Source organism: Luteibacter sp. 621 (genome assembly GCF_050435445.1).
GTDB lineage: Bacteria > Pseudomonadota > Gammaproteobacteria > Xanthomonadales > Rhodanobacteraceae > Luteibacter.
Genome location: NZ_JBNDKI010000017.1, coordinates 1 through 20,969 on the forward strand (window position 1 = coordinate 1; position 20,969 = coordinate 20,969).

General features: G+C 63.4%; 19 protein-coding genes. 4 read left to right on the top strand and 15 right to left on the bottom strand.

The window, feature by feature from the left end; genetic code table 11:
* The first annotated feature begins 251 nt into the window (after window positions 1-251).
* Entirely contained in the window at window positions 252-698 is a 447-nt protein-coding gene (locus tag ABIE56_RS16470; protein WP_429244876.1) for a DUF192 domain-containing protein, read from the top strand.
* 2 nt (window positions 699-700) lie between these two features.
* On the opposite strand, the gene ABIE56_RS16475 is transcribed toward ABIE56_RS16470, so the two are convergent.
* The gene (locus tag ABIE56_RS16475; protein WP_429244877.1) at window positions 701-880 is read right to left on the bottom strand and encodes a hypothetical protein; all 180 of its coding nucleotides are present in this window, start codon (window positions 878-880) and stop codon (window positions 701-703) included.
* A gap of 268 nt (window positions 881-1,148) precedes the next feature.
* On the bottom strand, window positions 1,149-1,340 hold the full coding sequence (locus ABIE56_RS16480) for a rubredoxin (RefSeq protein ID WP_247429863.1): 192 nt from the start codon (window positions 1,338-1,340) through the stop codon (window positions 1,149-1,151).
* 95 nt (window positions 1,341-1,435) lie between these two features.
* Between ABIE56_RS16480 and thiE the strand changes: the two genes are divergently transcribed.
* Together thiE and hemL are read left to right on the top strand one after the other, a co-directional pair.
* Complete coding sequence (gene thiE, locus ABIE56_RS16485) at window positions 1,436-2,086, top strand: thiamine phosphate synthase (protein WP_429244878.1); 651 nt, start codon at window positions 1,436-1,438, stop codon at window positions 2,084-2,086.
* Window positions 2,083-3,366 (top strand): glutamate-1-semialdehyde 2,1-aminomutase, encoded by a 1,284-nt coding sequence (hemL, locus tag ABIE56_RS16490; protein ID WP_429244879.1) that lies wholly within the window; start codon window positions 2,083-2,085, stop codon window positions 3,364-3,366. Before thiE ends, hemL begins: the two co-directional genes overlap by 4 nt.
* Before the next feature lie 107 nt (window positions 3,367-3,473).
* Here the strand turns inward: hemL and ABIE56_RS16495 are convergent, their stop codons facing one another.
* From ABIE56_RS16495 to ABIE56_RS16520, 6 genes are all read right to left on the bottom strand, one after another.
* Window positions 3,474-4,724, bottom strand: a complete 1,251-nt coding sequence (locus ABIE56_RS16495; RefSeq protein WP_429244880.1) for an acetylornithine/succinylornithine family transaminase — start codon at window positions 4,722-4,724, stop codon at window positions 3,474-3,476.
* 407 nt (window positions 4,725-5,131) lie between these two features.
* The gene (locus ABIE56_RS16500) at window positions 5,132-6,469 is read right to left on the bottom strand and encodes a sigma-54 interaction domain-containing protein (RefSeq protein WP_429244881.1); all 1,338 of its coding nucleotides are present in this window, start codon (window positions 6,467-6,469) and stop codon (window positions 5,132-5,134) included.
* Window positions 6,470-6,685: 216 nt separating this feature from the next.
* Entirely contained in the window at window positions 6,686-7,501 is an 816-nt protein-coding gene (locus ABIE56_RS16505; protein WP_429244882.1) for an SDR family oxidoreductase, read from the bottom strand.
* 10 nt (window positions 7,502-7,511) lie between these two features.
* Window positions 7,512-8,117, bottom strand: a complete 606-nt coding sequence (locus ABIE56_RS16510) for an LON peptidase substrate-binding domain-containing protein (protein WP_429244883.1) — start codon at window positions 8,115-8,117, stop codon at window positions 7,512-7,514.
* Window positions 8,118-8,127: 10 nt separating this feature from the next.
* Entirely contained in the window at window positions 8,128-9,486 is a 1,359-nt protein-coding gene (gene mpl, locus ABIE56_RS16515) for a UDP-N-acetylmuramate:L-alanyl-gamma-D-glutamyl-meso-diaminopimelate ligase (protein WP_429244884.1), read from the bottom strand.
* Window positions 9,487-9,533: 47 nt separating this feature from the next.
* On the bottom strand, window positions 9,534-10,115 hold the full coding sequence (locus ABIE56_RS16520) for an adenylate kinase (RefSeq protein WP_429244885.1): 582 nt from the start codon (window positions 10,113-10,115) through the stop codon (window positions 9,534-9,536).
* Window positions 10,116-10,317: 202 nt separating this feature from the next.
* On the opposite strand from ABIE56_RS16520, the gene ABIE56_RS16525 reads away from it, so the two are divergent.
* Window positions 10,318-11,574 carry a 6-phosphofructokinase gene (locus ABIE56_RS16525; protein WP_429244886.1) on the top strand — a complete coding sequence of 419 codons (1,257 nt, stop codon included), beginning with the start codon at window positions 10,318-10,320 and terminating at the stop codon, window positions 11,572-11,574.
* Between the two features lie 84 nt (window positions 11,575-11,658).
* Here ABIE56_RS16525 and ABIE56_RS16530 read toward each other — a convergent pair whose 3' ends face one another.
* From ABIE56_RS16530 to ABIE56_RS16560, 7 genes are all read right to left on the bottom strand, one after another.
* Entirely contained in the window at window positions 11,659-13,068 is a 1,410-nt protein-coding gene (locus tag ABIE56_RS16530) for a UdgX family uracil-DNA binding protein (protein ID WP_429244887.1), read from the bottom strand.
* On the bottom strand, window positions 13,068-14,288 hold the full coding sequence (locus ABIE56_RS16535) for a putative DNA modification/repair radical SAM protein (RefSeq protein WP_429244888.1): 1,221 nt from the start codon (window positions 14,286-14,288) through the stop codon (window positions 13,068-13,070). Before ABIE56_RS16535 ends, ABIE56_RS16530 begins: the two co-directional genes overlap by 1 nt.
* A gap of 72 nt (window positions 14,289-14,360) precedes the next feature.
* Window positions 14,361-15,695: a hypothetical protein gene (locus ABIE56_RS16540; RefSeq protein WP_429244889.1), complete on the bottom strand. Its 1,335-nt coding sequence runs from the start codon at window positions 15,693-15,695 to the stop codon at window positions 14,361-14,363.
* Window positions 15,696-15,758: 63 nt separating this feature from the next.
* On the bottom strand, window positions 15,759-16,217 hold the full coding sequence (locus tag ABIE56_RS16545; protein ID WP_429244890.1) for a hypothetical protein: 459 nt from the start codon (window positions 16,215-16,217) through the stop codon (window positions 15,759-15,761).
* Window positions 16,218-16,285: 68 nt separating this feature from the next.
* Complete coding sequence (locus tag ABIE56_RS16550) at window positions 16,286-16,954, bottom strand: Fic family protein (protein ID WP_429244891.1); 669 nt, start codon at window positions 16,952-16,954, stop codon at window positions 16,286-16,288.
* Between the two features lie 173 nt (window positions 16,955-17,127).
* On the bottom strand, window positions 17,128-19,293 hold the full coding sequence (locus ABIE56_RS16555; RefSeq protein ID WP_429244892.1) for a peptidase domain-containing ABC transporter: 2,166 nt from the start codon (window positions 19,291-19,293) through the stop codon (window positions 17,128-17,130).
* Window positions 19,286-20,563 (bottom strand): HlyD family secretion protein, encoded by a 1,278-nt coding sequence (locus ABIE56_RS16560; RefSeq protein WP_429244893.1) that lies wholly within the window; start codon window positions 20,561-20,563, stop codon window positions 19,286-19,288. Before ABIE56_RS16560 ends, ABIE56_RS16555 begins: the two co-directional genes overlap by 8 nt.
* Window positions 20,564-20,969 lie beyond the last annotated feature (406 nt).

Consider the following 20,969-nt stretch of genomic DNA (forward strand, 5'->3'; position numbering starts at 1 on the left):
CCGCTTCAAGACATTTCGTCCTGAGTGAGCCGCCCATTCTAGATCGTTTTTCGTTTCTGTCAACACCCTCGTGAAACATTTTTTCGAGGTGGTTGGTGAAGCGAAGAACTGTCGCGTGGGCTGCTTTGTTCGCGACCAGAAGGAAAGTATAGGGTCGCGGAGCACTTCTGTGAAGAGGTTTTCGACATATTTCTGAAAAAAAATTGCGCGATAGACTCACCACTCCTGATCACACTAATAAGGTGTAAACGATGATGAAGTGGATGCTCGCCGCAGCGCTGTGCGGAGCCACCCTGGGCGCCGCCGCTGCCGACGCCCCGTCGGTCACGCTTCACGGGAAGACGTACTCCACCGAATTCGCCACCGATGACGCCCAGCGCGAGCACGGTTTGATGGACCGCGCCCACATGGATGCGGACCACAGCATGCTCTTTATCTTCCCCAGCGACGAGCCGCGCGCGTTCTGGATGAAGAACACGCTTATCCCGCTCGACATCCTGTACTTCGACCAGGCACGCAAGCTGGTGGCCATGCAGCTGAACGCACAGCCCTGCAAGGCGGATCCCTGCGCCATCTACCCCAGCGGCAACCTGCCCGCCCGCTACGTGCTGGAGCTCAACGCGGGCGAAGCCGGCCGGCTGGGCCTGAACCTGGGCGATGAGCTGACGGTTTCGGGCACGCCCGCCCCGGCGCGCTGAGCTCAGCGGGTCTCAGGCCAACCGGCGAACAGGTCTTCCTCGTTATAGCGGCTGCCGCACAGGGCGGTCGCGGCGGGCTTCACGGGCGCAGGCAACGGTCCCAGCGAGCCTTCCTGGGCGTGGTACGGCACCAGGGCCGCCAGCTCGTCCCACTGGTCGTTGAAGGGAATGAATTGCTGCATGGCCGCTTCCTCCGCGATTCGGCCACGTTGCGCGGCCTTGGGAATATGAAAGCAGAGGATTGAGCCCGCGCCGTGGCGGAATGAGGCGAAATGGTGTCAGGGCGGTTTCGGCGTGGTGCCTGTGGGCCTGGACCGTGAGGCGATCCCATCGCGCGCAAGCGCGCTCCTACAAGGACGACGGCATCCGGGAGGGCGCGCTGGGGGCAGCCGGTGCGGCGCGCGCTGGGGGGCGGCCGGTGCGGGGCACGCGGCCGGCCCGGGCGGGAGATCAGTCGAGCTCGACCATCTCGAAATCGTCCTTGGTCACGCCACAATCGGGGCAGGTCCAGGTATCGGGGATATCTTCCCAGCGGGTGCCTGGCTCGATGCCCTCATCGGGCAGGCCTTCGGCTTCGTCATAAATGAAGCCGCAGACGACGCACATCCATTTGCGGGTCGCGGTTTGGGTCTCGTTGCTCATGGCCTGTCGTACTGTTTCACTGGAAAGTCCCGCATTCTGTCACCCCCGGCGTGAGCGCGATAGCGCGGCGCCCACCCTACTTTCGAAGGATACCCATGAGCACCCTCCTCCGTTCCCGACTCCGCGGCAAGGGCGTCTACGCCATTACCGACGGCCCCCGCGACGACCTCTTCGCGGCCGTGGAGGCGGCCCTGGCCGGTGGTGCGCGGCTGCTCCAGTACCGCGACAAGACCACCGATGGTGAGCGCCGCCTGCAGGAAGCCACCGAACTGGCCTCGATCTGCGCCCGCTACGGCGTGCCCCTCATCATTAACGACGATGTCGGCCTGGCGAAGGCAACCGGAGCCGCCGGCGTGCACCTGGGCGTGCAGGATGTCCCGATCGCCGAGGCCCGCGAGCAACTGGGCGAGGACGCCATCATCGGTGTGTCCTGCTATGGCTCCCTGGATAGGGCAAGGCAGCTGCGCGACGAGGGCGCGGATTACCTGGGCTTCGGCGCCATGTACCCCAGCACCACTAAGCCGCATGCCCCGGTGACCACGCACGACGTATTGACGCAGGCGAGCCAGCTGGGCCTCCCGGTCGTGGCGATCGGCGGCCTCACCCCCGACAATACGGGGCCTGTGATCGATGCCGGTGCGGATTACGTGGCCGTGGTTTCCGCCATTTTCGCCGCGCCCGACATCCAGGCGGCCACGCGCCGCTTCGCTGACCTTTTCGATGCTCGTCCCGGAATCATTCAATGACCACGAACCACGAACTCTTCGCCCGCGCCCGCCAGCTGATGCCCGGCGGCGTGAACTCGCCCGTGCGCGCCTTCAAATCGGTGGGTGGCGAGCCGTTCTTCACCGCGCGCGCCGACGGCCCGTACCTGTGGGACGTGGAAGGCAAGCGCTATATCGATTACGTGGGCTCGTGGGGCCCGATGATCGTGGGCCATAACCACCCGGTCGTGCGCGATGCGGTGGTCAAGGCCGCGCAGGATGGCCTGAGCTTCGGCACGCCCTCCCCTGCGGAAGTCACCATGGCCGAAACCATCGTGAAGCTGATCCCGTCGGTGGACATGGTGCGCATGGTGAACTCGGGCACCGAGGCCACCATGTCGGCCATTCGCCTGGCGCGTGGTGCCACCGGCCGCAACAAGATCGTGAAGTTCGAAGGCTGCTACCACGGCCACGGCGATAGCTTCCTGGTGAAGGCGGGTTCGGGCGCACTGACCTTCGGCGTGCCGACCTCACCCGGTGTGCCGAAGGCCGCCGCCGACCTCACGCTCACCCTGCCGTACAACGACATCGAGGCGGCGAAGACCCTCTTCGCTGAACACGGCGCCGATATCGCGGGCCTGATCATCGAGCCGGTCGCCGGCAACATGAACTGCATTCCGCCGAAAGATGGCTATCTCCAGGCGCTGCGCGAACTGTGCACGCAGCATGGCGCGCTGCTGATTTTCGATGAAGTGATGACGGGCTTCCGCGTGGCCCTCGGCGGCGCGCAGGCGCATTACGGCATCAAGCCCGACCTCACCTGCTTCGGCAAGGTGATCGGCGGCGGCATGCCCGTCGGTGCCTACGGCGGCCGTCGCGACCTGATGGAACAGGTCGCCCCCGCGGGCCCGGTGTACCAGGCCGGCACGCTGTCCGGTAACCCGGTGGCGATGGCGGCGGGCCTGGCCATGCTCGAACTGATCCAGGCACCGGGCTTCTACGACGCGCTGGCCGCTCGCACGGTGAAGCTTACCGACGGTATCGCGGCGGCGGCAAAGAAGCACGGCATTCCGTTTAGCGTGAACCACGTCGGCGCAATGTTCGGCCTGTTCTTTACCGAGGCGACGGTGGAGAGCTACGCGCAAGCGACGGCGGCGGATGTTGCTACGTTCAACCGCTTCTTCCACGGGATGCTGGAGCGTGGGGTGTATCTCGCACCGTCGGCGTTCGAAGCGGGCTTTGTTTCGAGTGCGCATACCGACGCGATCATCGACGAGACGATCGCGATCGCGGATGAGGTCCTCGCTACGCTGAAGGCCTAAGGCAGAACTGTAGGAGCGCGCTTGCGCGCGATGGGTGCTTGCGACAAGACCCCATCGCGCACAAGCGCGCCCCTACAAAAGCAAAGGCCCCGCGAGGGGCCTTTGCGTTAGGCCACCTTGGCCTCGCGGCTGGCGAATTCCGCCAGCGCCGCGTGCAGGCGTTCGAGGCCCGCGGCGGTTTCTTCATCGGTGATGTTGAGCGGCGGCACGATGCGCAAGACATCGGGGCCGGCCTGCAGGATGAGCAGGCCGTGGGCAGCGGCGATATCCAGGATCTCGCCGGCGCGACCCTTGTTCGCATCGTTGAGCTGCGCGCCGATCATGAGGCCGCGGCCGCGGATTTCCGCGAACAGGTGGAACTCGTGGTTGAGTTTTTCCAGGCCCTTGCGGATGTCGTTGGCCTGGCGCTCCACGTTAAGCAACACCGCCGGCGAAGCGATCTTCCTTAGCGCAACGCGCGCGACCGCAGCCGCCATGGGGTTGCCGCCAAACGTCGTGCCGTGCGCGCCGAACTGCATCACTTCGGATACCTTCGGGCCCGCCAGCATGGCGCCGATCGGGAAGCCTGCACCCAGGGCCTTGGCCAGCGTGACGATATCCGGCGTGACATGGTCGTGCGTGTGCGCGAACAGCGTGCCGGTGCGGCCCATGCCGCACTGGATTTCATCCAGCACCATGAGCGCGTTGTGCGCATCGCACAGCTCGCGGATCTTCTTCAGGAAACCCGGTGCCGCAGGCGTGACACCGCCTTCGCCCTGTACGGGCTCGATCATGACCGCGGCCACGCCACCTTTGGCGAAGGCTTCTTCCAGCGCCGCTTCATCGTTGAACGCCACGTAGCGGAAACCGCCGGGCAGCGGCTCGTAGCCTTCCTGGTACTTCGGCTGCGCGGTGGCGGTCACCGAGGCCAGCGTGCGGCCGTGGAACGAACCGAAGAAGGTAATGATGACGCGATCTTCCGGTGCGCGGCCCTGGCCGGCGGCCCACTTGCGCACGAGCTTGATCGCGGCTTCGTTGGCCTCGGTGCCGGAGTTGCACAGGAATACGCGATCGGCGAACGGTGCGTGCTCGATCAGTTCTTCCGCCAGGCGCAGCGGCGGCTCGGTCCAGAACACGTTGCTGGCATGCCACAGCTTGTGCGCCTGCGAAACCAGCGCCTCGACCAGCTCGGGTTCCTGATGACCCAAGGCGTTGACGGCGATGCCCGCGCCGAAATCGAGATAGTCGCGACCTTCGGTATCCCACACGCGTGCGCCCTTGCCGTGGTCGAGCACGACATCACGGGGGCGGTACACGGATAGCCAATAGCGCTTGCCCAGGCCGATGAGATCGGAGGGTTCGACAGGATGCGACGACATGAAAACGACTCCCGGGCCCGGCCGCAGCGCCTGGCCCCAAACAGGAACGGATGGAATCGCACGGTACGTTCTGCGGTCCGACATCGATCCGATGCCCGCGCGGCCATGGTGCGGCGCGGGGATACCCATCGTATAAGGCACGGGCCCCGCGGACAACGGCTGTTCCGTTGCTGTAACGGGCTGTTACACAACGCTACAGCCGATGAACGGCCCGGAAATGCCGCCAGGGCAGAAATTCCTTGCGAATCAAAGCGTGCCCCGGGTGGCATGCGGCTTGCTCCCATGACAGGGAGGCCCCCTGGAGGCCCACGTGGTTCGCTCGACCGACGACCCTGCCAAGCCGGACGATCGAACGGGAACTCCCGGTCCCCCAGAGGACCGGGAGTTTTCTTTTCAGGGGGGTGCCGCTAGCGCAACTGATCGAGGGCCAGCTGGTGCTTCTTGCAGAGGCGGTACACGGTGACGCGCGATACCCGCAGCCGGCGGGCGCACTCGCTGATATTGAACGCGCTGGCCCGCAGGCAATCGACGATGGCCTCGCGCTCGGCCGAGGTGCGCGCGCTGCCCAGGCTGTCGCGATCCAGGCCGGGGATATCCGCGTTGAGTTCCAGGTCATCCGGGGTGATCAGCGCATCGTCAGCGATGACGGCCGCACGCTGGACCCGGTTCATGAGCTCACGCACGTTGCCCGGCCAGGCAAAGGCATTCATGGCCTTGCGCGCCGCCGTGCTGAAGGCGCGGGCGCGGGTGCCGTAGCTCTCACGGAACGCATCCAGGAAGTACTGGGCCAGCAGTTCGATATCGCCATTACGTTCGCGCAGCGGCGGCATGCGCAGGCGCAGGACGTTGAGCCGGTAGAACAGATCCTCGCGGAACCGCCCCTGGGCCACGGCCTTTTCCAGGTCGACGTGGGTGGCGGCGAGCACGCGGACATTGACCTTGATCGACTGGCAGCTGCCGATACGCTCGATGGTGCCTTCCTGCAGCACACGCAGGAGGTTGGTCTGGGCATCCAGCGGCAGGTCGCCGATTTCGTCGAGGAACACCGTGCCGCCGTCGGCGGACTCGAAGTGGCCGATGCGCCGCGCCGTGGCCCCGGTGAAGGAACCCCGTTCGTGCCCGAACAGCTCGGACTGCACGAGGTTGGCCGGCAGCGCCCCACAGTTGATGGCGGCGAACGGCTTGTCGCGGCGCCCGGACAGCTGGTGCAGCGCCCGTGCGGCCATTTCCTTGCCGGTACCGGTTTCGCCGGTGATCAGGAGCGGCAGCTCGACCGGGGCGAACTTACGAATATTCTGGGAGAGCGCGCGGATCGCGGCACTGGTGCCGGTCATGACGCTGGGCTGGTCGTCGTCGAGTACCGGGATGCCATCGGCGGGCACACGTTGCAGCGCCTGGCGCAGGGCCTGCAACGACGAGGCCCCATCGATCAGTTCGAAGGCCTGCGGCAGCACATGCTGGATCGAGGGATCGTTCGCCGGCGTGCGGTGGCCGGTCAGGCCGATCCACGCCAGGCCCGGGTGGTTATCGCGCAGTTCCTGGAGCACCCGTACCGCGGCCTGGGCGCTGGCGCGCAGGTCCACGACGGCGATAGCCGTATCTCCACATTCGGGCAAGGCCGTATCCAGCCGGGCTGGATCGGCCACCAGCGTGCGCCAGCCGGCCCGAATCAGTCCGAAATGCTCTTCAACGCTCGGCCTTCCAACCCAGACGACGCAACGCCCCGTCGATTCCCCGCGTGACATGCCTGCTCCTCACACCCGTTCAGTGGCCTGCTGCCGGCTGTAGCGGGTTCACCCTTGGACCCGCCGCCGGCACCCCCTGCAGGCCGGCAAGCCCCACACCGTCCCGTGTCATGTCATGCCACAGGGCGACGAACCGACGTTACCCCGGCATGCAAAAACCGGCCATACACCAAACGGGCTAGCTCACACAGCGGTCCGGACGGCGTTTTGCGGTTGCTAGAGAAACAAGTCAGGTAGTAGAGGCTGGCCCGGCGTGACGGCGTAGTGATCGAAATTCGTCACACCTTCTTCACGCAGCAGTTCTTCATCGATGACGAAGTGGCCGGTGTATCCGCGGGCCGGGCGGGTGAGGATCGCGTGCGCGGCATCGGCCACGATCTCGGGGGTGCGGCAGTTTTCGGGCTTCACGCCATCGATCATGCCGATGGCGGCCGTGGCGATGACGGTTTTCGGCCACAACGCGTTCACCGCGATGCCCATCGGCGCGAACTCGGGGGCCATGCCGAGCACGCACTGGCTCATGCCGAACTTGGCGATGGTGTACGCCACGTGGGGTGCGTACCAGTGCGGATCGATGCTGAGCGGTGGCGACAACATCAGCACATGCGGGTTGGCCGCTTCTTTCAGGAACGGCAGGCAGGCCTGCGTGACCAGGAAGGTGCCGCGCGTGTTCACCTGGTGCATCAGGTCGAACCGCTTCATCGGCGTGTTCTCGGTACCCGCCAGCCAGATCGCGCTGGCGTTGTTCACCACGATATCGATACCGCCGAAGCGCTCCGCCGCCGTGGCCGCTGCCATGCGCACTTCATCTTCCTCGCGGATATCCACCTTGAGCGCGAGCGCCTTGCCACCGACCGCTTCGATCTCGGCAGCGGCCGTGTGGATCGTGCCCGGCAGCTTCGGATTGGGCACACCGCTCTTCGCCGCGATGACCACGTTGGCGCCATCGCGTGCGGCGCGCAGGCCGATAGCGAGGCCGATGCCGCGCGAGGCACCGGTAATGAACAGGGTCTTCCCGGCGAGCGATGTCATGGAGGATTACTCAGGCGCGCTGGAAGCGCGGGAGGATGTCACGCAATTCGGCCAGGCGCTGGAGCGGATCATCCAGCTCGAGCATGTGCTGGCATTCGTTCGGATCCAGCGGAAGCAGCTCGCACAAGCGGAAGCCCACCCAGCTGGCATCGTTATCCGCGCGGCCGGCGACATCCTGTTTCCACGGCGGGCCCATCTGTTCGGCCAGGCGCTCGAGGATGGTGGTCAGCAAGCCGAATTCCGGCGGCACCGGTATCTTCGTCTCGGGGTCCCACGGTGCGATATCACCGCGCACCTGGCCATCGGAGCGCACGCGGGTGCGGGTGACCCGGAAGCGCTGACCACCTTCGGCCACGATGCCGAGCAAGCCATCGTCACGCGTGTGGAAATCGGTGATGGTCGCAAGTGTGCCGACGGCGGCAGGGATCGCCGGCTGGCCGGCTTCGCGGCCCTCCAGGATGAGGCATACGCCAAAGCCCCTGCCCGTGCGTGCGCACTCGCGAACCAGATCGATGTAACGCGGTTCGAAAATGCGCAGCTGGAGATGACCGCCCGGAAAGAGGACGTTCGACAAAGGGAACAGCGGAAGGTCGAGCGTGGGCAAGGTCGCGGCCATGCCCACCAGTCTAACCTGCGCGCAGTGCGTCGAAGAAGCGCCGCGGCGCTCCTTCGAAGCCGCCGTTGGACATGAAGATGACCTGGTCACCTTCGCGTGCCTGGTGGGCGAGGCTGGCCACCAGGTCATCGACGGTCGGAACCGTCGTGCCGCGGCCATCCAGCGCACCGGTCACCTTCGCCGCATCCCACGCCAGTTCGGGGCGGTGGAGGAACACGACACGGTCGGCATCGGCCAGCGACGGCGCCAGCGCATCGGCGTGCGCACCAAGGCGCATGCTGTTCGAACGTGGCTCCAGTGCCACGAGGATGCGTGCCTTGCCAACCTTCGCGCGCAGGCCGGCAAGCGTGGTGGCGATGGCGGTGGGATGGTGCGCGAAGTCGTCGTACACGGTGACGCCACGCGCTTCACCGATCACTTCCATGCGCCGGCGGGCGCTGGCAAAGCTTTCGAAAGCGGGCAACAGCGCGATCGGGTCGGCACCGGCGGCCGTCGCCGCGGCGAGCGCGGCCAGCGCATTCATCACATTGTGCCGGCCGAGCGCATTCCAGCGAATCTCACCCAGGGTCACGCCCTGGCGGCTGACCCGGAAGTGCGAGCCATCGGCGGCGATGAGTTCAGCGCGCCAGTCGCCCACGTCCAAGCCGAACGTTTCGACCGGGGTCCACGCACCCATGGCGAGCACTTCGGCCAGGTACGGATCCTCCGCGTTGACGATAAGCCGGCCGTTGCCGGGCACCGTGCGCACCAGGTGGTGGAACTGGCGCTGGATGGCGGCCACGTCGGGGAAGATATCCGCGTGGTCGTATTCCAGGTTGTTGAGGATGGCGATGTGCGGGCGGTAGTGGACGAATTTCGAACGTTTGTCGAAGAACGCCGAATCGTACTCATCGGCCTCGATCACGAAAGGCTTGCCGCCACCGCGACGCGCCGAGACATCGAAGTTGCCCGGCACGCCGCCGATCAGGAAGCCCGGATCCATGCCAGCCTGCTCGAGCAGGTGCGCGAGCAGGCTGGTGGTGGTGGTCTTGCCATGCGTACCGGCGACGGCCAGCACCTGGCGCCCGCCCAGCAGGGTTTCGCCCAGCCACTGCGGGCCGGAGATGTAACGCATGCCCTGGTTGAGCATGTATTCCACCGCCGGGTTGCCGCGGGTCATGGCATTGCCGACCACGACGAGGTCCGGTGCTGGCTGCAGGTGTTCGGCCTTATAGCCCTGCATGAGGCTGATACCCAGCGCCTCGAGCTGGGTGCTCATGGGCGGGTAGACGTTGGCATCGGAGCCTTCAACCGTGAGACCCAGCTCGCGGCCGAGCGCAGCGACGCCACCCATGAAGGTGCCGGCGATACCGAGGATATGGACGCGCATCGTTTAAAGCCTCGCGGCCGGCGCACGCGGCGCCGGCCCGGGTTGGATCAGGCGCTGGCGGCGCTGGCTTCGGTCAGGGCAGCCTTGATGCGTGCCGTGACCTCATCGAGTTCGCCGACACCGTCGACGATCTTGAGCTTGCCGCGCTTGGCGTAGAAATCGGCGACCGGGGCGGTCTGGTCGGCATAGATGCTGAGGCGCTTGGTCACCGTTTCCGGGTTGTCATCCGGGCGGTGCTCGGCGGCAAAGCGCACTTCGCAACGGCCCACGATCGCCTCGAACGGCACGTCCAGCTTGATCACCACATCGAGCGGCTGGCCGATCTTGGCCAGCACGCCATCGAGCGCGTCGGCCTGGGCCAGGTTGCGCGGGTAGCCATCGAGGATGAAGCCCGGCTTGGCGTCCGGCTCGGCGAGGCGGTGCTCGATGATGCCCAGCATGATGTCATCCGGCAGCAGGTGGCCGTCATCCATCAGGGACTTGGCCTTCTTGCCGAGTTCGGTTTCCGCCTTGATCTCGGCACGGAGCAGGTCGCCCGTGGAGATATGCGGGATGCCGAAATCCTGCTTGAGGCGGGCGGCCTGGGTGCCCTTGCCCGAACCGGGGGCGCCGAAAAGCACGAATCGCATTGATGCTCCAATTTACCGGGCTGGCAGGGCTAACCCCGCCGCCGGGCACAATAAAATGGGTCCCAAGGTAACGGCACGGGCGCCACCCCGTCAAACGGCTGCCACATGGGCGTGGCAGTGCGCCGCAGGGGCCGCCTTCAAGCCACGGCCACGCCAGTCGGGGTAACCTCGGGCCCTCGACCAGACCAGAAGGAACCGCAGCATGGCCGCCGGCAAGCTCCTCTACGCCCAGTCGGGCGGTGTCTCCGCCGTCATCAACGCCACCGCCGCCGGGGTCATCGAGACCGCCCGCGACAAGGGGATACCGGTCTACGCCGCCCGCAATGGCATCCTAGGCGCCCTGCGCGAGGAGCTGATCGATACCACCAAGGAAGCCAAGGCCAATATTGCCGGCCTGAAACACACCCCGGGCGGGGCCTTCGGTTCCTGCCGCTACAAGCTCAAGTCGCTGGAGGAGAACCGGGCCGAGTACGAGCGCCTGATCGAGGTATTCAAGGCGCACGACATCCGCACCTTCCTCTACAACGGCGGCAACGACTCGGCGGATACCGCGAACAAGGTGGCGAAGATCGGCCACACGCTGGGCTACGAGGTGAACTGCATCGGCGTGCCCAAGACGATCGATAACGACCTGGTGGTAACCGACAACTGCCCGGGCTTCGGTTCGGTGGCCAAGTACACCGCCATCGCCGTTCGCGAGACCGGCCTGGACGTGGCCTCCATGGCGGACACGTCGACCAAGGTGTTCATCATGGAAGTCATGGGCCGCCACGCGGGCTGGATTGCCGCCGCCGCGGGCCTGGCCGGCAGCAAGCCGGGCGATGCGCCACACATCATCCTGTTCCCGGAAAACGTGTTCGACCCGGAAACGTTCCTGGCCCGGGTGAAGGCCACGGTAGAGAAAGTGGGCTGGTGCTCGGTGGTGGTGTCCGAGGGCGTGAAAGGCGCCGACGGCAAGTTCCTCGCCGAATCCGGCGCGCGCGATGCCTTCGGCCACGCGCAGCTCGGCGGCGCCTCGCCGGTGCTGGCCGCGCTGGTGCGCGAGAAGCTCGGCTACAAATACCACTGGGCCCTGCCCGACTACCTGCAGCGCTCGGCGCGCCACATCGCCTCGAAGGTGGACGTGGAACAGGCCTATGCGGTGGGCAAGAAGGCCGTGGAATACGCGGCCGAAGGGCTGAACGCCGTGATGCCGGTGATCGTGCGGACCTCCGAAGAGCCGTACAAGTGGAAGATTGAAGCGGCGCCGCTGGACAAGATCGCCAACCAGGAAAAGAAGATGCCGAAGGCCTTCATCTCGAAGGATGGCTTTGGCATCACCGCCGCGGCACGGCGTTACCTGGCACCGCTGATCATGGGCGAGGCACCGCCGCCGTATGGCGAGGATGGCTTGCCGGTGTACGTGACGTTGAAGAACACGTCGGTACCGAAGAAGCTGAAGAAGTTCGTGCCGGCGTAACCAAAGCCTCGCCGTTCGTCTGTAGGAGCGCCGCTTGCGCGCGATGGGGCCTTGCCGCAACACCCATCGCGCGCAAGCGCGCTCCTACACGAGCGCCGCGCTAATGAGCGTGAGGTCGCGGACGAAATCGGCGTATGCCGCCTCGCGTTCGGCCTCCCCCGGCAAGCGCAGCAGGTACGACGGATGCACCGTCGCCATAGCCCGGCGGCCGCCCGGCAAGTCGATCCACTGCCCGCGTTGTTCCATCAGCCGGAACGATGCGCCGAATACCGCTTGCGCTGCCATGGCACCCAGGCATACCAGCGCCACGGGCTGGATGCGATTGATCTCCGCCGCCAGCCACGGCTGGCATGCCGCCTGCTCTGCCGCGTTCGCACGCTTGTGCAGCCGGCGCTTGCCGCGTGGCTCGAACTTGAAATGCTTGACGGTGTTGGTGACATACAGCGCATCACGCGCAATGCCCGCCTCCTCCAGCGCCGTGTCGAACAGCTTGCCTGCAGGCCCGACGAAGGGTTTGCCGGCCAGGTCCTCCTGGTCGCCCGGCTGCTCACCGATCACCACGATGCGCGCATCGTCGGGGCCTTCGCCGAAGACGGTTTGCGTGGCCGGTTTCCACAAGTCGCACGCACGGCAATCCCTCGCCTGCTGACGCAACGCGGCGATGCTGCCTGCGGGCACATCCCGTTCGGCCTTCTGCCATGCCGCGAACTTCTTCTTCGGTACCGTCGCATCGCGAGCCACCATCGCCTGCATCCGCGGCAAGGCATCGCGCACCAGCTCAGGAATCAGCGAGGCTTCCGGCAGGTTCTTCCAGTACTTCACCGGCATCTCTCGCTTCATCGCATCGACCTTGAGCCGCGCCGGGTTGAAGATGCTGCTGTAGTACGTGCGCCACAGGTCTTCCAGTGCATCATCCGAGGGCGCATCGGTGCGGCTCGCACCCGGGCCGAAGGTGAGTTGTTCGCCATCCCAGTGTGCCGTGCGCGCGGGCGTCAGCAGCGACCAGCGCATGCCGGTGAAGCGGCGCACAAAGAAGGGCGCGACGCGAGTGACGATATCGTGGCCGGGTTCAAACCACGCGACGTACACCGTGCCGTCGTCCACGGCCACCTCGCGAAAGCGCACGAACGCCTTCATCTTGTGCATGTCGCGGTTCACCTGCTTTACGCAGGCATGCGCCCAGGCGACGTCATCGTCCGTGGCGATGGCGAGCAAACCCTTCTCGCCATGGGTCAGGCGCCACAGCATGCGGTAGAGCACGGCGTGGCGCCGTGGGTCCGAGTGCGCCAGCACAGTGTTCGCCAGGTTGAGGAAATCGCGGGGCACGCCTGGCGCGGCGCCGGCGCGTGGCGGCGGTATGTCGTCGTTGCCACCGAACAGGCCTCCGCCGCCCCACTCAACGTTATCAGGCGAGATACCTGCGAGAAGCAGTGCACGGGCCTTGCCGCGCCACTCCCCAAGGTCTGACGGATCGTCCAGCGAAACGCGCAGCATCAGCCGAACAGATCAGGCTGCGTGGGCAGCGGCTCGCGCAGGTCGCGGTGCAGCGCCGTGCTCTCGTGATCGCCGCGCGGGCGATGGTCGACGGTTTCCACGAACGGCGCGACCTTCTTCACCGGCAGGCGCAGGCGGATCAGGTCGTCATAGCGGATGCGGCGGTGCCCGCGCATGGCAATCATCTTGTCCACGGTTTTCACGCCCAACCCCGGCACGCGCAGGAGCATGTCACGCGAGGCCTTGTTGACGTCCACGGGGAACTGCTCGCGATGGCGTAGCGCCCAGGCCAGCTTCGGATCGACATCGAGCGAGAGCATGCCATCGTCACCCGGCGGCGCGATTTCATCCGCGCCGAAGCCGTAGAAGCGCATCAGCCAGTCGGCCTGGTAAAGGCGATGCTCACGCACCAGCGGCGGTGGCTTCAACGGCAGGATCTTCGAGGCATCGGGGATCGGGCTGAAGGCGGAGTAGTAAACCCGGCGCAGTCGGTAGTTGGTATAGAGGTTGGTGCTGGCGGTGAGCACATCGCGATCGCTCGCCGCATCGGCGCCGACGATCATCTGCGTGCTTTGGCCCGCCGGCGCGAAGCGTGGCGCCTTCTTCTCCGCCTTCGCCTCGTCGATCGACAGCCGCAGCCGGCCCATCGCGCTGCGGATATCGCCCAGGTGCTTCTCCGGCGCCAGCGATTTCAAGCCACCCTCGGTCGGCATCTCCACGTTGATGCTGAGGCGATCGGCCCAGCGGCCGGCCGCATCGATCAGTTCCGGCGAGGCGTCGGGAATCGTCTTCAGGTGGATATAGCCGCCGAACTTGTGATCGACGCGCAATGAGCGTGCCACGCGCACCAGCTGTTCCATGGTGTAGTCGGGCGACTGGATGATGCCCGAGGACAGGAACAGGCCTTCGATGTAGTTGCGGCGGTAGAACTCCAGGGTGAGGTTCACCACTTCCTCGGCGGTGAACCGCGCGCGCGGCACGTTGCTGCTGCGTCGGTTCACGCAGTACGCGCAGTCGTACACGCAGAAGTTCGTCAGCAGGATCTTCAGCAAGGAAATGCAGCGCCCATCCGGCGCGTAGGCATGGCAGATACCCATGCCCTCGGTGGACCCGATACCGCCGCTCGCGAGTGAGTTGCGGCCCTTCCCACCACTCGACGAGCACGAGGCATCGTACTTGGCGGCATCGGCCAGGATGGCGAGTTTCTGGGAGATCTTCATAGGGACCCTTATGGTGCCCCGATCCTCACCAACCCGTGTGAAGACGCGCGAACGAAAAGCTATCGACGAGCGTCACGTCCCGGCCGACTGACGATCGACACACATCCTCCGGCGCTTCACGTCGATAGTAAGGCTGTGCTCGCGCAGAAACCCGGCACCAAGCACGCCGCCGATCGTGTCCGGCGAATCCGGCAGGAAGGTCGCATCCTTGATCGGATACGTCGCGCCACCGAGACTAACCACCACAGGGCCCGTGGTCGAGCGGAACGATGTAGACGCGCCGGCAAGGTTCGCCCTGGCAGACCCGAGCGGCGGAAGCACTGACCGTAACGTCGCATAAAGCCCGCCCATGCCCAGCAAGCTTGGCATGGCCCCTGTATCGACGGACAACGTGGTGTCTGCATTGCCCACCTTCGCCGGGAACGTCAGCCGCATATCCAGATAGGGGTTGGTGTGCAACGTGAGAGGAAGCCCCTGGTCGCAGCTTTCCGGCGCCAAGTTAACGGCGTCACGAGATACGCTGACACCGTCTTGACTGAGCAGCATGTGTGCGCCAATCGTCGCGTCAAACCCTGTATTTGCTGGAGTCACGCTGACTAGATAATCATGCCAGGTGATGTTGGCAAACGTCAGATTCTTCGCCACGCCGAGCTGACGTCGGCTTGCCACGAGCACTACCGAATACGGTGAATCCAGCCCGCTCTCCGTTCCCGGAATCGAGTCTACTCTAGCCTTCTTCGCGCCAGCCTCTGTCAGCAGTAGACCGCCGCTATAGCCAAGATCGATCATTGCGCGGAGCTTCGTACCGTTAACGAGGACGTCGGCCGTCAGAAATTCACCGCCGCTGCCGTCGCGGGAGGCTTCGAACGATGCCGGTGCAACCAATCGACCGCCGGGTACGGAAACCTGCGTCGTCGGGCCATTCGCCGCGAGCCGTCGGATCCCGCTCATGTCGCGGCCGCTCGTCCCGCTGCCAGAAATACCCTGGAATTTCGCAAGCGCAGGCAGGCCGATGTCGTTCGCCCATACGGCGCTCTCCGCCCATGCACGGGGATCACCATCGGCCATCGTCGCGCCCGACAGAAACATGTTGCACAGCATGGTGAGTTTAATGGCCGCTGGTGCCTTTTCCATGACCGCTTGCCCCGCGTCCCTGCACGATTTCGCCGCTTTGGCTGTGGCGCGGATGTCGCCCTGGAGTGCCGACAACGCTGTTTGCCTGACTTGGGGTGGGGCCTTCATTTTGTCTAGTGTCCCCTGCAGCAAAGTCAAGTCGCCCTGCATAATCGCCCACGTAATGCCAGTATCGTCCAACAACGACGGAACCTTGGCCGTCGCAACCGCGTGACCCGTGGCGAGGAGCGAGGCGAGGACGACACAGTACCGAACAAACGCAAAGACTTTCATCACCGGGGCCATCCAGACAGGAAGCATGAGTGGGACGGCCGGACAGCCGGCCGCCCCTGTTACTCAGAAGTGGTAAGCGACGTTAATGGAAACCGAAGTATTGTTGTTGCCGTAGGACGCCGAGAACGAGATATCGAGGTGCCCCGTGCTATCCATTACGCCGAGATAATAGCCACCGTGGCCATCCGCCGTCGCCTCGCCAATCAGACTACCGGATTGTGCATAGAAACCAAGCGTCAAATCAGCGTTCTGCATCACAGAGACGACTCCATAGGTTGTGGAGTGCACCTCAAAACCAGGCAGCAACACCGCATGGTTCGGAGTTACCTGTACGGAGTCAGTCCAACTGGACGCGCCGCCCGAGCCACCACCGCCACCATCACCGCCGCTACTCGGGGGTGGATTATCGCTCGTCGGATTACCAGAAGGATCAGGGCCGACCGTCGCTGTGACGGTTACGCCGTCGTCTTGTGTCTTCGCGGCTCTGCCGCCTGCGATCAAGTACAGTTCCTTACTGCTCAAGTCCCGCGTACGTGTTGCTCCAGATGTGCCCATTCCCCATGGGCAGGGCCCTGCAGAGGTTGCAGGAATTACCAGGAATTCGGCCCGTGACCAGATTGCTTCCAGTGAGACATCATTCCGATTGCATCGCAGCACCAGCGAACCAAGGGTGACCACCGACCCAGCACCTGTGCCTGATGCAGTCGGATCTCGAACCCGTGCCTGCTCAGGTCCATGAAGTTCTTCAACGGGATGTAAGGAATATCGCGGTGCCTGAAGGCCTCGCGAAGCACCACGTTGAACAGGAGACGTGACGTTCGTCCGTTGCCATCACGAAACGGGTGCGCGGTCAGGAAAAGGCCCATAAATGCGGCCGCAACGAAGATTGGTGGGTCGATGTGAATGCGTTCTCTGAGGAAATCATGCAGCCACGCCAACTGATCATCAAGGTTCAGATAATCACTGAACATCCAGCTGACGCCATCGTCGCCGCGGACGGTGAAGACGTTAAAGCCGTCGCGAATGGGATTCTCTTCGCCCAACATCCCTGTCGCAGCACGTGCAAGCCCCGACTTGAATTCCTCGAAGCTACCCATCAACTGATGCCCGAAATGCGGACCAAGATTACTGGCACAGGCACGCTCTTGCATCGCGCTATCTAGCCTGTACGTCCGCCTCGGCCCAGTTGCGCGCACCCTGGCATTGGATAGCCGGTGCTCGAGCTTCTTGAGAGGCCCGGAGAACTCGAAGTCGTCCACATGGACTTCGCGCGTCCTCTCACCGAAGACTGGACGTAAGAAGTCGATCGGGATATCACCCAAATCCTCCAGCGCGGCGCACGATGCCTCAATATACAATCGCGAGGCTGGCGCAATGTCGATATAAGTGGGAGTCCGGAGTAGGCGTATGTGCCGATTACATATGGGAGCGCTCATGCCTCGACCTCGCTCTCGAGGCGTCCGCGAAGCTTTGCGGGCGCCAGCGAGCCGGCATGCATGACTAAGACCCGGTCCGCCCTTGCTAGAGTTTCCGGCCGGTGTGCAATGGCGATTACGGTAGGTCGATGCAGCTTGAATCGTTCGACTATCAGGCGCTCACGCTCGGCATCGAGGTGGCTTGTCGCTTCGTCAAGGATAAGGATGGGTGTCTTTCGATACAGGCAACGCGCGATGATCAGGCGTTGGCGCTGGCCACCCGATAACGTGTTACCCATGTCGCCCACGAGATTGTGGTAGCCCATGGGCATCCGCACGATATCGTCGTGAAGTTCCGCCGCGTGCGCAGCGGCTTGCACCAATTCAGGCGTGGCGGATTTGTCAAAGAAGCTTATGTTGTCCGCAACGCTTCCTGAGAACAGGCGGTCGTCCTGCATGACCGAGCCCATCATGTCCCGCTCCCTGCGCTTGCCAAAATGGCGGATGTTGATGTTGCCGATGTAGATCGCACCCATCTGCGGCTCGAGCATGCCGAGGATGAGCCTTGCAATTGTGCTCTTTCCGCACCCGGACGAACCCGTGATGGCCACAGATTCACCGGGGCCCACTTCGAACGAGGCATTGAACAAGATCCACGGCTCGTTCTCGGCGTAACGGAAACACACGTTTTCAAACCGGATGGAAGCGACGGGATCGGGACCTGCGTAGGTTCCTTCTTCGAATGGCTCAGGCGGTGTCAGTACGATATCGGCCAAGCGCTCTGCCTGGAGTCTCAACATGCGCAGCTGGATAAAGTAATCCACCAGGCTCGACCAGCGTTCGGAAAACTGATCGGCGTACGCTACGTAGGCCATCAGCATGCCGGCACTGAGACTTCCATCCAGGGCAAGCGATGCGCCCAACCAGATGACACCGATGCGCTGGGCGCCTGAGAAGAACGAACTGGCGGTGGTGAACGCCAGGTTGAGACGTTGTATGACGACTGACGTATTCAGTGCGTCGGCGGCGACGTTCATGAAGCGCGAAGTTTGGATGGAACCCTTGTTTTGCAGCCTGACGGTGCTCACCCCTCGAACGGATTCCATCAGGGTAGATTGCTGCTTCGCGTTGACGATAATCTGACTGAGATTTGCCTCCCGGTAGACTCTGAAGTAGAGCGTACGTATTACGGCGTAGGCAAGGGCTGCCGATACTGTTATGGCGGCAAGCGAAGCACTGTATACAACGAGCATAGCGAGCGTTAGTACCGCCATTACTCCGTCGAGCATGACACTTACAAATTGCGTGGTGAGCGTTTGCTGTATATTTGCGATCGATCCAAAGCGCGAGACGATGTCGCCGAGATGCCTCTTCAGGAAGTACTCTTGTGGCAGGCGGAGCAGATGCTGGAATACGTTTCCCGACCAATTGAGGTTGAACTGTGTCCCGATGAACGTCACAAGCCACGTACGGAACGACGTAAACACGACCTGGAAGATCAGGATCATCGAGAAACTGATACCGACTAGCGTAAGCAGATCGTGGTCGCCGTCAGCAAGAACCTGATCGACCACAGCCTGCGTAAGCTGAGGGGCTAACAGGGACAGCAGCTCGAGAAGACCTGCGAGCGCAAATAGCTGAAACAGGCTTCGCTTCAAGCCGTCGACCGATCCAGCAAGCCTGCGCAACGATATCGGCGGCGGCGGGACAGCCCTCGCGAATTGCGGACCAGCTGTAAGTTCCAAGGCGACCCCCGTAAAGTGACGGGATGCCTCCTCCAAGCGCAGCTTCCGGATGCCCACCGCTGGATCATGGATTGTGATGTAGCGCTCCGAGACCTGCACGAGGACGACAAAATGGTCCATATCCCAGTGGATGACACATGGAAGCCGCATCTTGCTGAGTTCGCTTAGTTCGACGCGGATGGGACGCGACGCGAAGTTCAGTACCCGTGCATGGTCGATGAGGTCCGCGAGGGAGAGCCCCTTGAGGGATGAGCTGAACATCGTGCGCAGCTTGGGCAGGTCAACATGTCCGCCGAAGTAGCCCGATATCATGGCAAGACACGCAAGCCCGCACTCTGCGGATTCGACCTGGCGGATCATCGGAACTCGTTTTCGTAGCCTGAAGTTAAGCAAGTCGTTCCAGGCCGCCGAGCGCTCCGTCGATTCAGGCTCACTCATGGCTTCCTTCCTCAAGGCTCTGGTGCCGCATCGCATAGAGAGGCGCGAACACCCATTCATAGAGATGACGATGGTCGAGAAGGAGATCAGCATCGACCGCCATGCCGGGACGCAGCGATTGTCGCTTCCCATAGGCATTGATGAACTGACTATCGAGCGAGACTTTAACTCGATACATCGCCTCGTCTGGCGCCTTCTGCTCACCGGTGATTTCTGTTACGGCCGTTGGCGTTAGCGCGCTGCGAGACACCTCGATGACCCGTCCCCTCGGGACGCCGAACTTCTGATAAGGGAAAGCCTGGTAGTGCATCGCGACCTGAGTGCCACGCGTCACGAAGCCGATGGACTTACTCGGAACAAGCATCTGTGCAATAAGCACGGCATCGCGAGGCATCAGCGAAACGACGTGCTGGCCGGTTTGCACTGTCTGCCCGACGTTAACAAGGATTGACGACACGACTGACTCCACCGGCGCGCTAATGACCGTAGCCCTGTCAGCTTCATTCTGTACAAGTGCTTGCTCGGCCTGGGAGAGCTGACGCCTCAACTCGTCGACCTTTCCCTGCGAGCTGATAGGCACCTGACGCTTCTGATCGCGCACAGAGCCAAGCTGCGCCTGCGTAGCTTCTCGCTGCCGGAGCAGGTCCTGGATCTGCGCCTCGGCGGACAACACGACGTCTTCCTGTTGCTGCAATTGGTACGCCGATACGTAACCTTTACCTGCGAGGGGCCGGATGTGCTCAAGCAGCTCGCGATCACTCTTGACCTGCTGACTGACAATGCCGATCTGGTGATCGAAACCCGATATCTGGCTTAGCAGACTTCCCTCCTGGCTCGAGAGGGCCACGATCTGCTCGCCGCGCAGTGCCAACTCGTCGCGAATCTCAGCATCCAGTCGCCCTTTCTGCGCAGAGAGTTCCGTTGAAACCCCAGCATCAGTGTAGCCCCGCAACTCACTGGTTCGCTCGCCAGAAAGAACAATGATGGGCTGGCCGGCGTTGACGATGTCGCCTTCCCTTACGAATATCTTTTGCACGGATCCTGGAATGCGCGCGGAGATATCGGTCAGGCCCGATGATGGAACCAACATTCCCTGCACGTGCTCTCGTCGCGTGTAGTGACCGAAGCACGCCAGCGCGATGAGGGAAGCACCAAGCACAATGGCCGCGGCGACCCACACGCGGTGCGATAGCGGTGTTGCAATTCGTACATGGCCGAGCCATGCGTAACTCTGTGCTTCGACCACTTCAGATCGAAATAGATCCGTCATATTCCGTGCTTTCGTCGCCCGTGACCCTGCAGATAGTGTGTAGAGCGAGCGAGCGTTTATGCAGGATTTTTCTGAAGTACGTGTAGGCGAAGGCCTACAGTAATTTGTTTCGATAGCGCAAGAACTCAACGAGTCATGCGCAAGATACATCGCGGCATCGCGGGCCGGATGTGGGAACTCTCTGATATTGTTATATTGATCTTCTTTTCGGAAGACCGCAGATAGTTACGAAGATGGAAAGTGTGCCAGCTTCTTCCGATTTCGTGCTGCGCGCCCTTTTTTCGGATGGACCATGTGCGCCAAGGGCTGCCATACCAATCGAGCCGCCAGTGAACGAAGAAAAAAATTTGAGAAGGCACTCATCGCATTATGATGCGAGCTGGCACTGCCACACGGCTAGTCGCCG

What these genes read in the sequence shown, in the direction of transcription:
- ABIE56_RS16540 (WP_429244889.1), bottom strand. Translation starts at nt 15,695, where the DNA reads ATGAAAGTCTTTGCGTTTGTTCGGTACTGTGTCGTCCTCGCCTCGCTC.
- ABIE56_RS16530 (WP_429244887.1), bottom strand. Translation starts at nt 13,068, where the DNA reads ATGCTGCGCGTTTCGCTGGACGATCCGTCAGACCTTGGGGAGTGGCGC.
- ABIE56_RS16520 (WP_429244885.1), bottom strand. Translation starts at nt 10,115, where the DNA reads ATGCGATTCGTGCTTTTCGGCGCCCCCGGTTCGGGCAAGGGCACCCAG.
- ABIE56_RS16480 (WP_247429863.1), bottom strand. Translation starts at nt 1,340, where the DNA reads ATGAGCAACGAGACCCAAACCGCGACCCGCAAATGGATGTGCGTCGTC.
- ABIE56_RS16495 (WP_429244880.1), bottom strand. Translation starts at nt 4,724, where the DNA reads ATGTCGTCGCATCCTGTCGAACCCTCCGATCTCATCGGCCTGGGCAAG.
- ABIE56_RS16470 (WP_429244876.1), top strand. Translation starts at nt 252, where the DNA reads ATGATGAAGTGGATGCTCGCCGCAGCGCTGTGCGGAGCCACCCTGGGC.
- hemL (WP_429244879.1), top strand. Translation starts at nt 2,083, where the DNA reads ATGACCACGAACCACGAACTCTTCGCCCGCGCCCGCCAGCTGATGCCC.
- thiE (WP_429244878.1), top strand. Translation starts at nt 1,436, where the DNA reads ATGAGCACCCTCCTCCGTTCCCGACTCCGCGGCAAGGGCGTCTACGCC.
- ABIE56_RS16525 (WP_429244886.1), top strand. Translation starts at nt 10,318, where the DNA reads ATGGCCGCCGGCAAGCTCCTCTACGCCCAGTCGGGCGGTGTCTCCGCC.
- ABIE56_RS16475 (WP_429244877.1), bottom strand. Translation starts at nt 880, where the DNA reads ATGCAGCAATTCATTCCCTTCAACGACCAGTGGGACGAGCTGGCGGCC.
- ABIE56_RS16555 (WP_429244892.1), bottom strand. Translation starts at nt 19,293, where the DNA reads ATGAGTGAGCCTGAATCGACGGAGCGCTCGGCGGCCTGGAACGACTTG.
- ABIE56_RS16510 (WP_429244883.1), bottom strand. Translation starts at nt 8,117, where the DNA reads ATGGCCGCGACCTTGCCCACGCTCGACCTTCCGCTGTTCCCTTTGTCG.
- ABIE56_RS16535 (WP_429244888.1), bottom strand. Translation starts at nt 14,288, where the DNA reads ATGAAGATCTCCCAGAAACTCGCCATCCTGGCCGATGCCGCCAAGTAC.
- ABIE56_RS16505 (WP_429244882.1), bottom strand. Translation starts at nt 7,501, where the DNA reads ATGACATCGCTCGCCGGGAAGACCCTGTTCATTACCGGTGCCTCGCGC.
- mpl (WP_429244884.1), bottom strand. Translation starts at nt 9,486, where the DNA reads ATGCGCGTCCATATCCTCGGTATCGCCGGCACCTTCATGGGTGGCGTC.
- ABIE56_RS16500 (WP_429244881.1), bottom strand. Translation starts at nt 6,469, where the DNA reads ATGTCACGCGGGGAATCGACGGGGCGTTGCGTCGTCTGGGTTGGAAGG.
- ABIE56_RS16560 (WP_429244893.1), bottom strand. Translation starts at nt 20,563, where the DNA reads ATGACGGATCTATTTCGATCTGAAGTGGTCGAAGCACAGAGTTACGCA.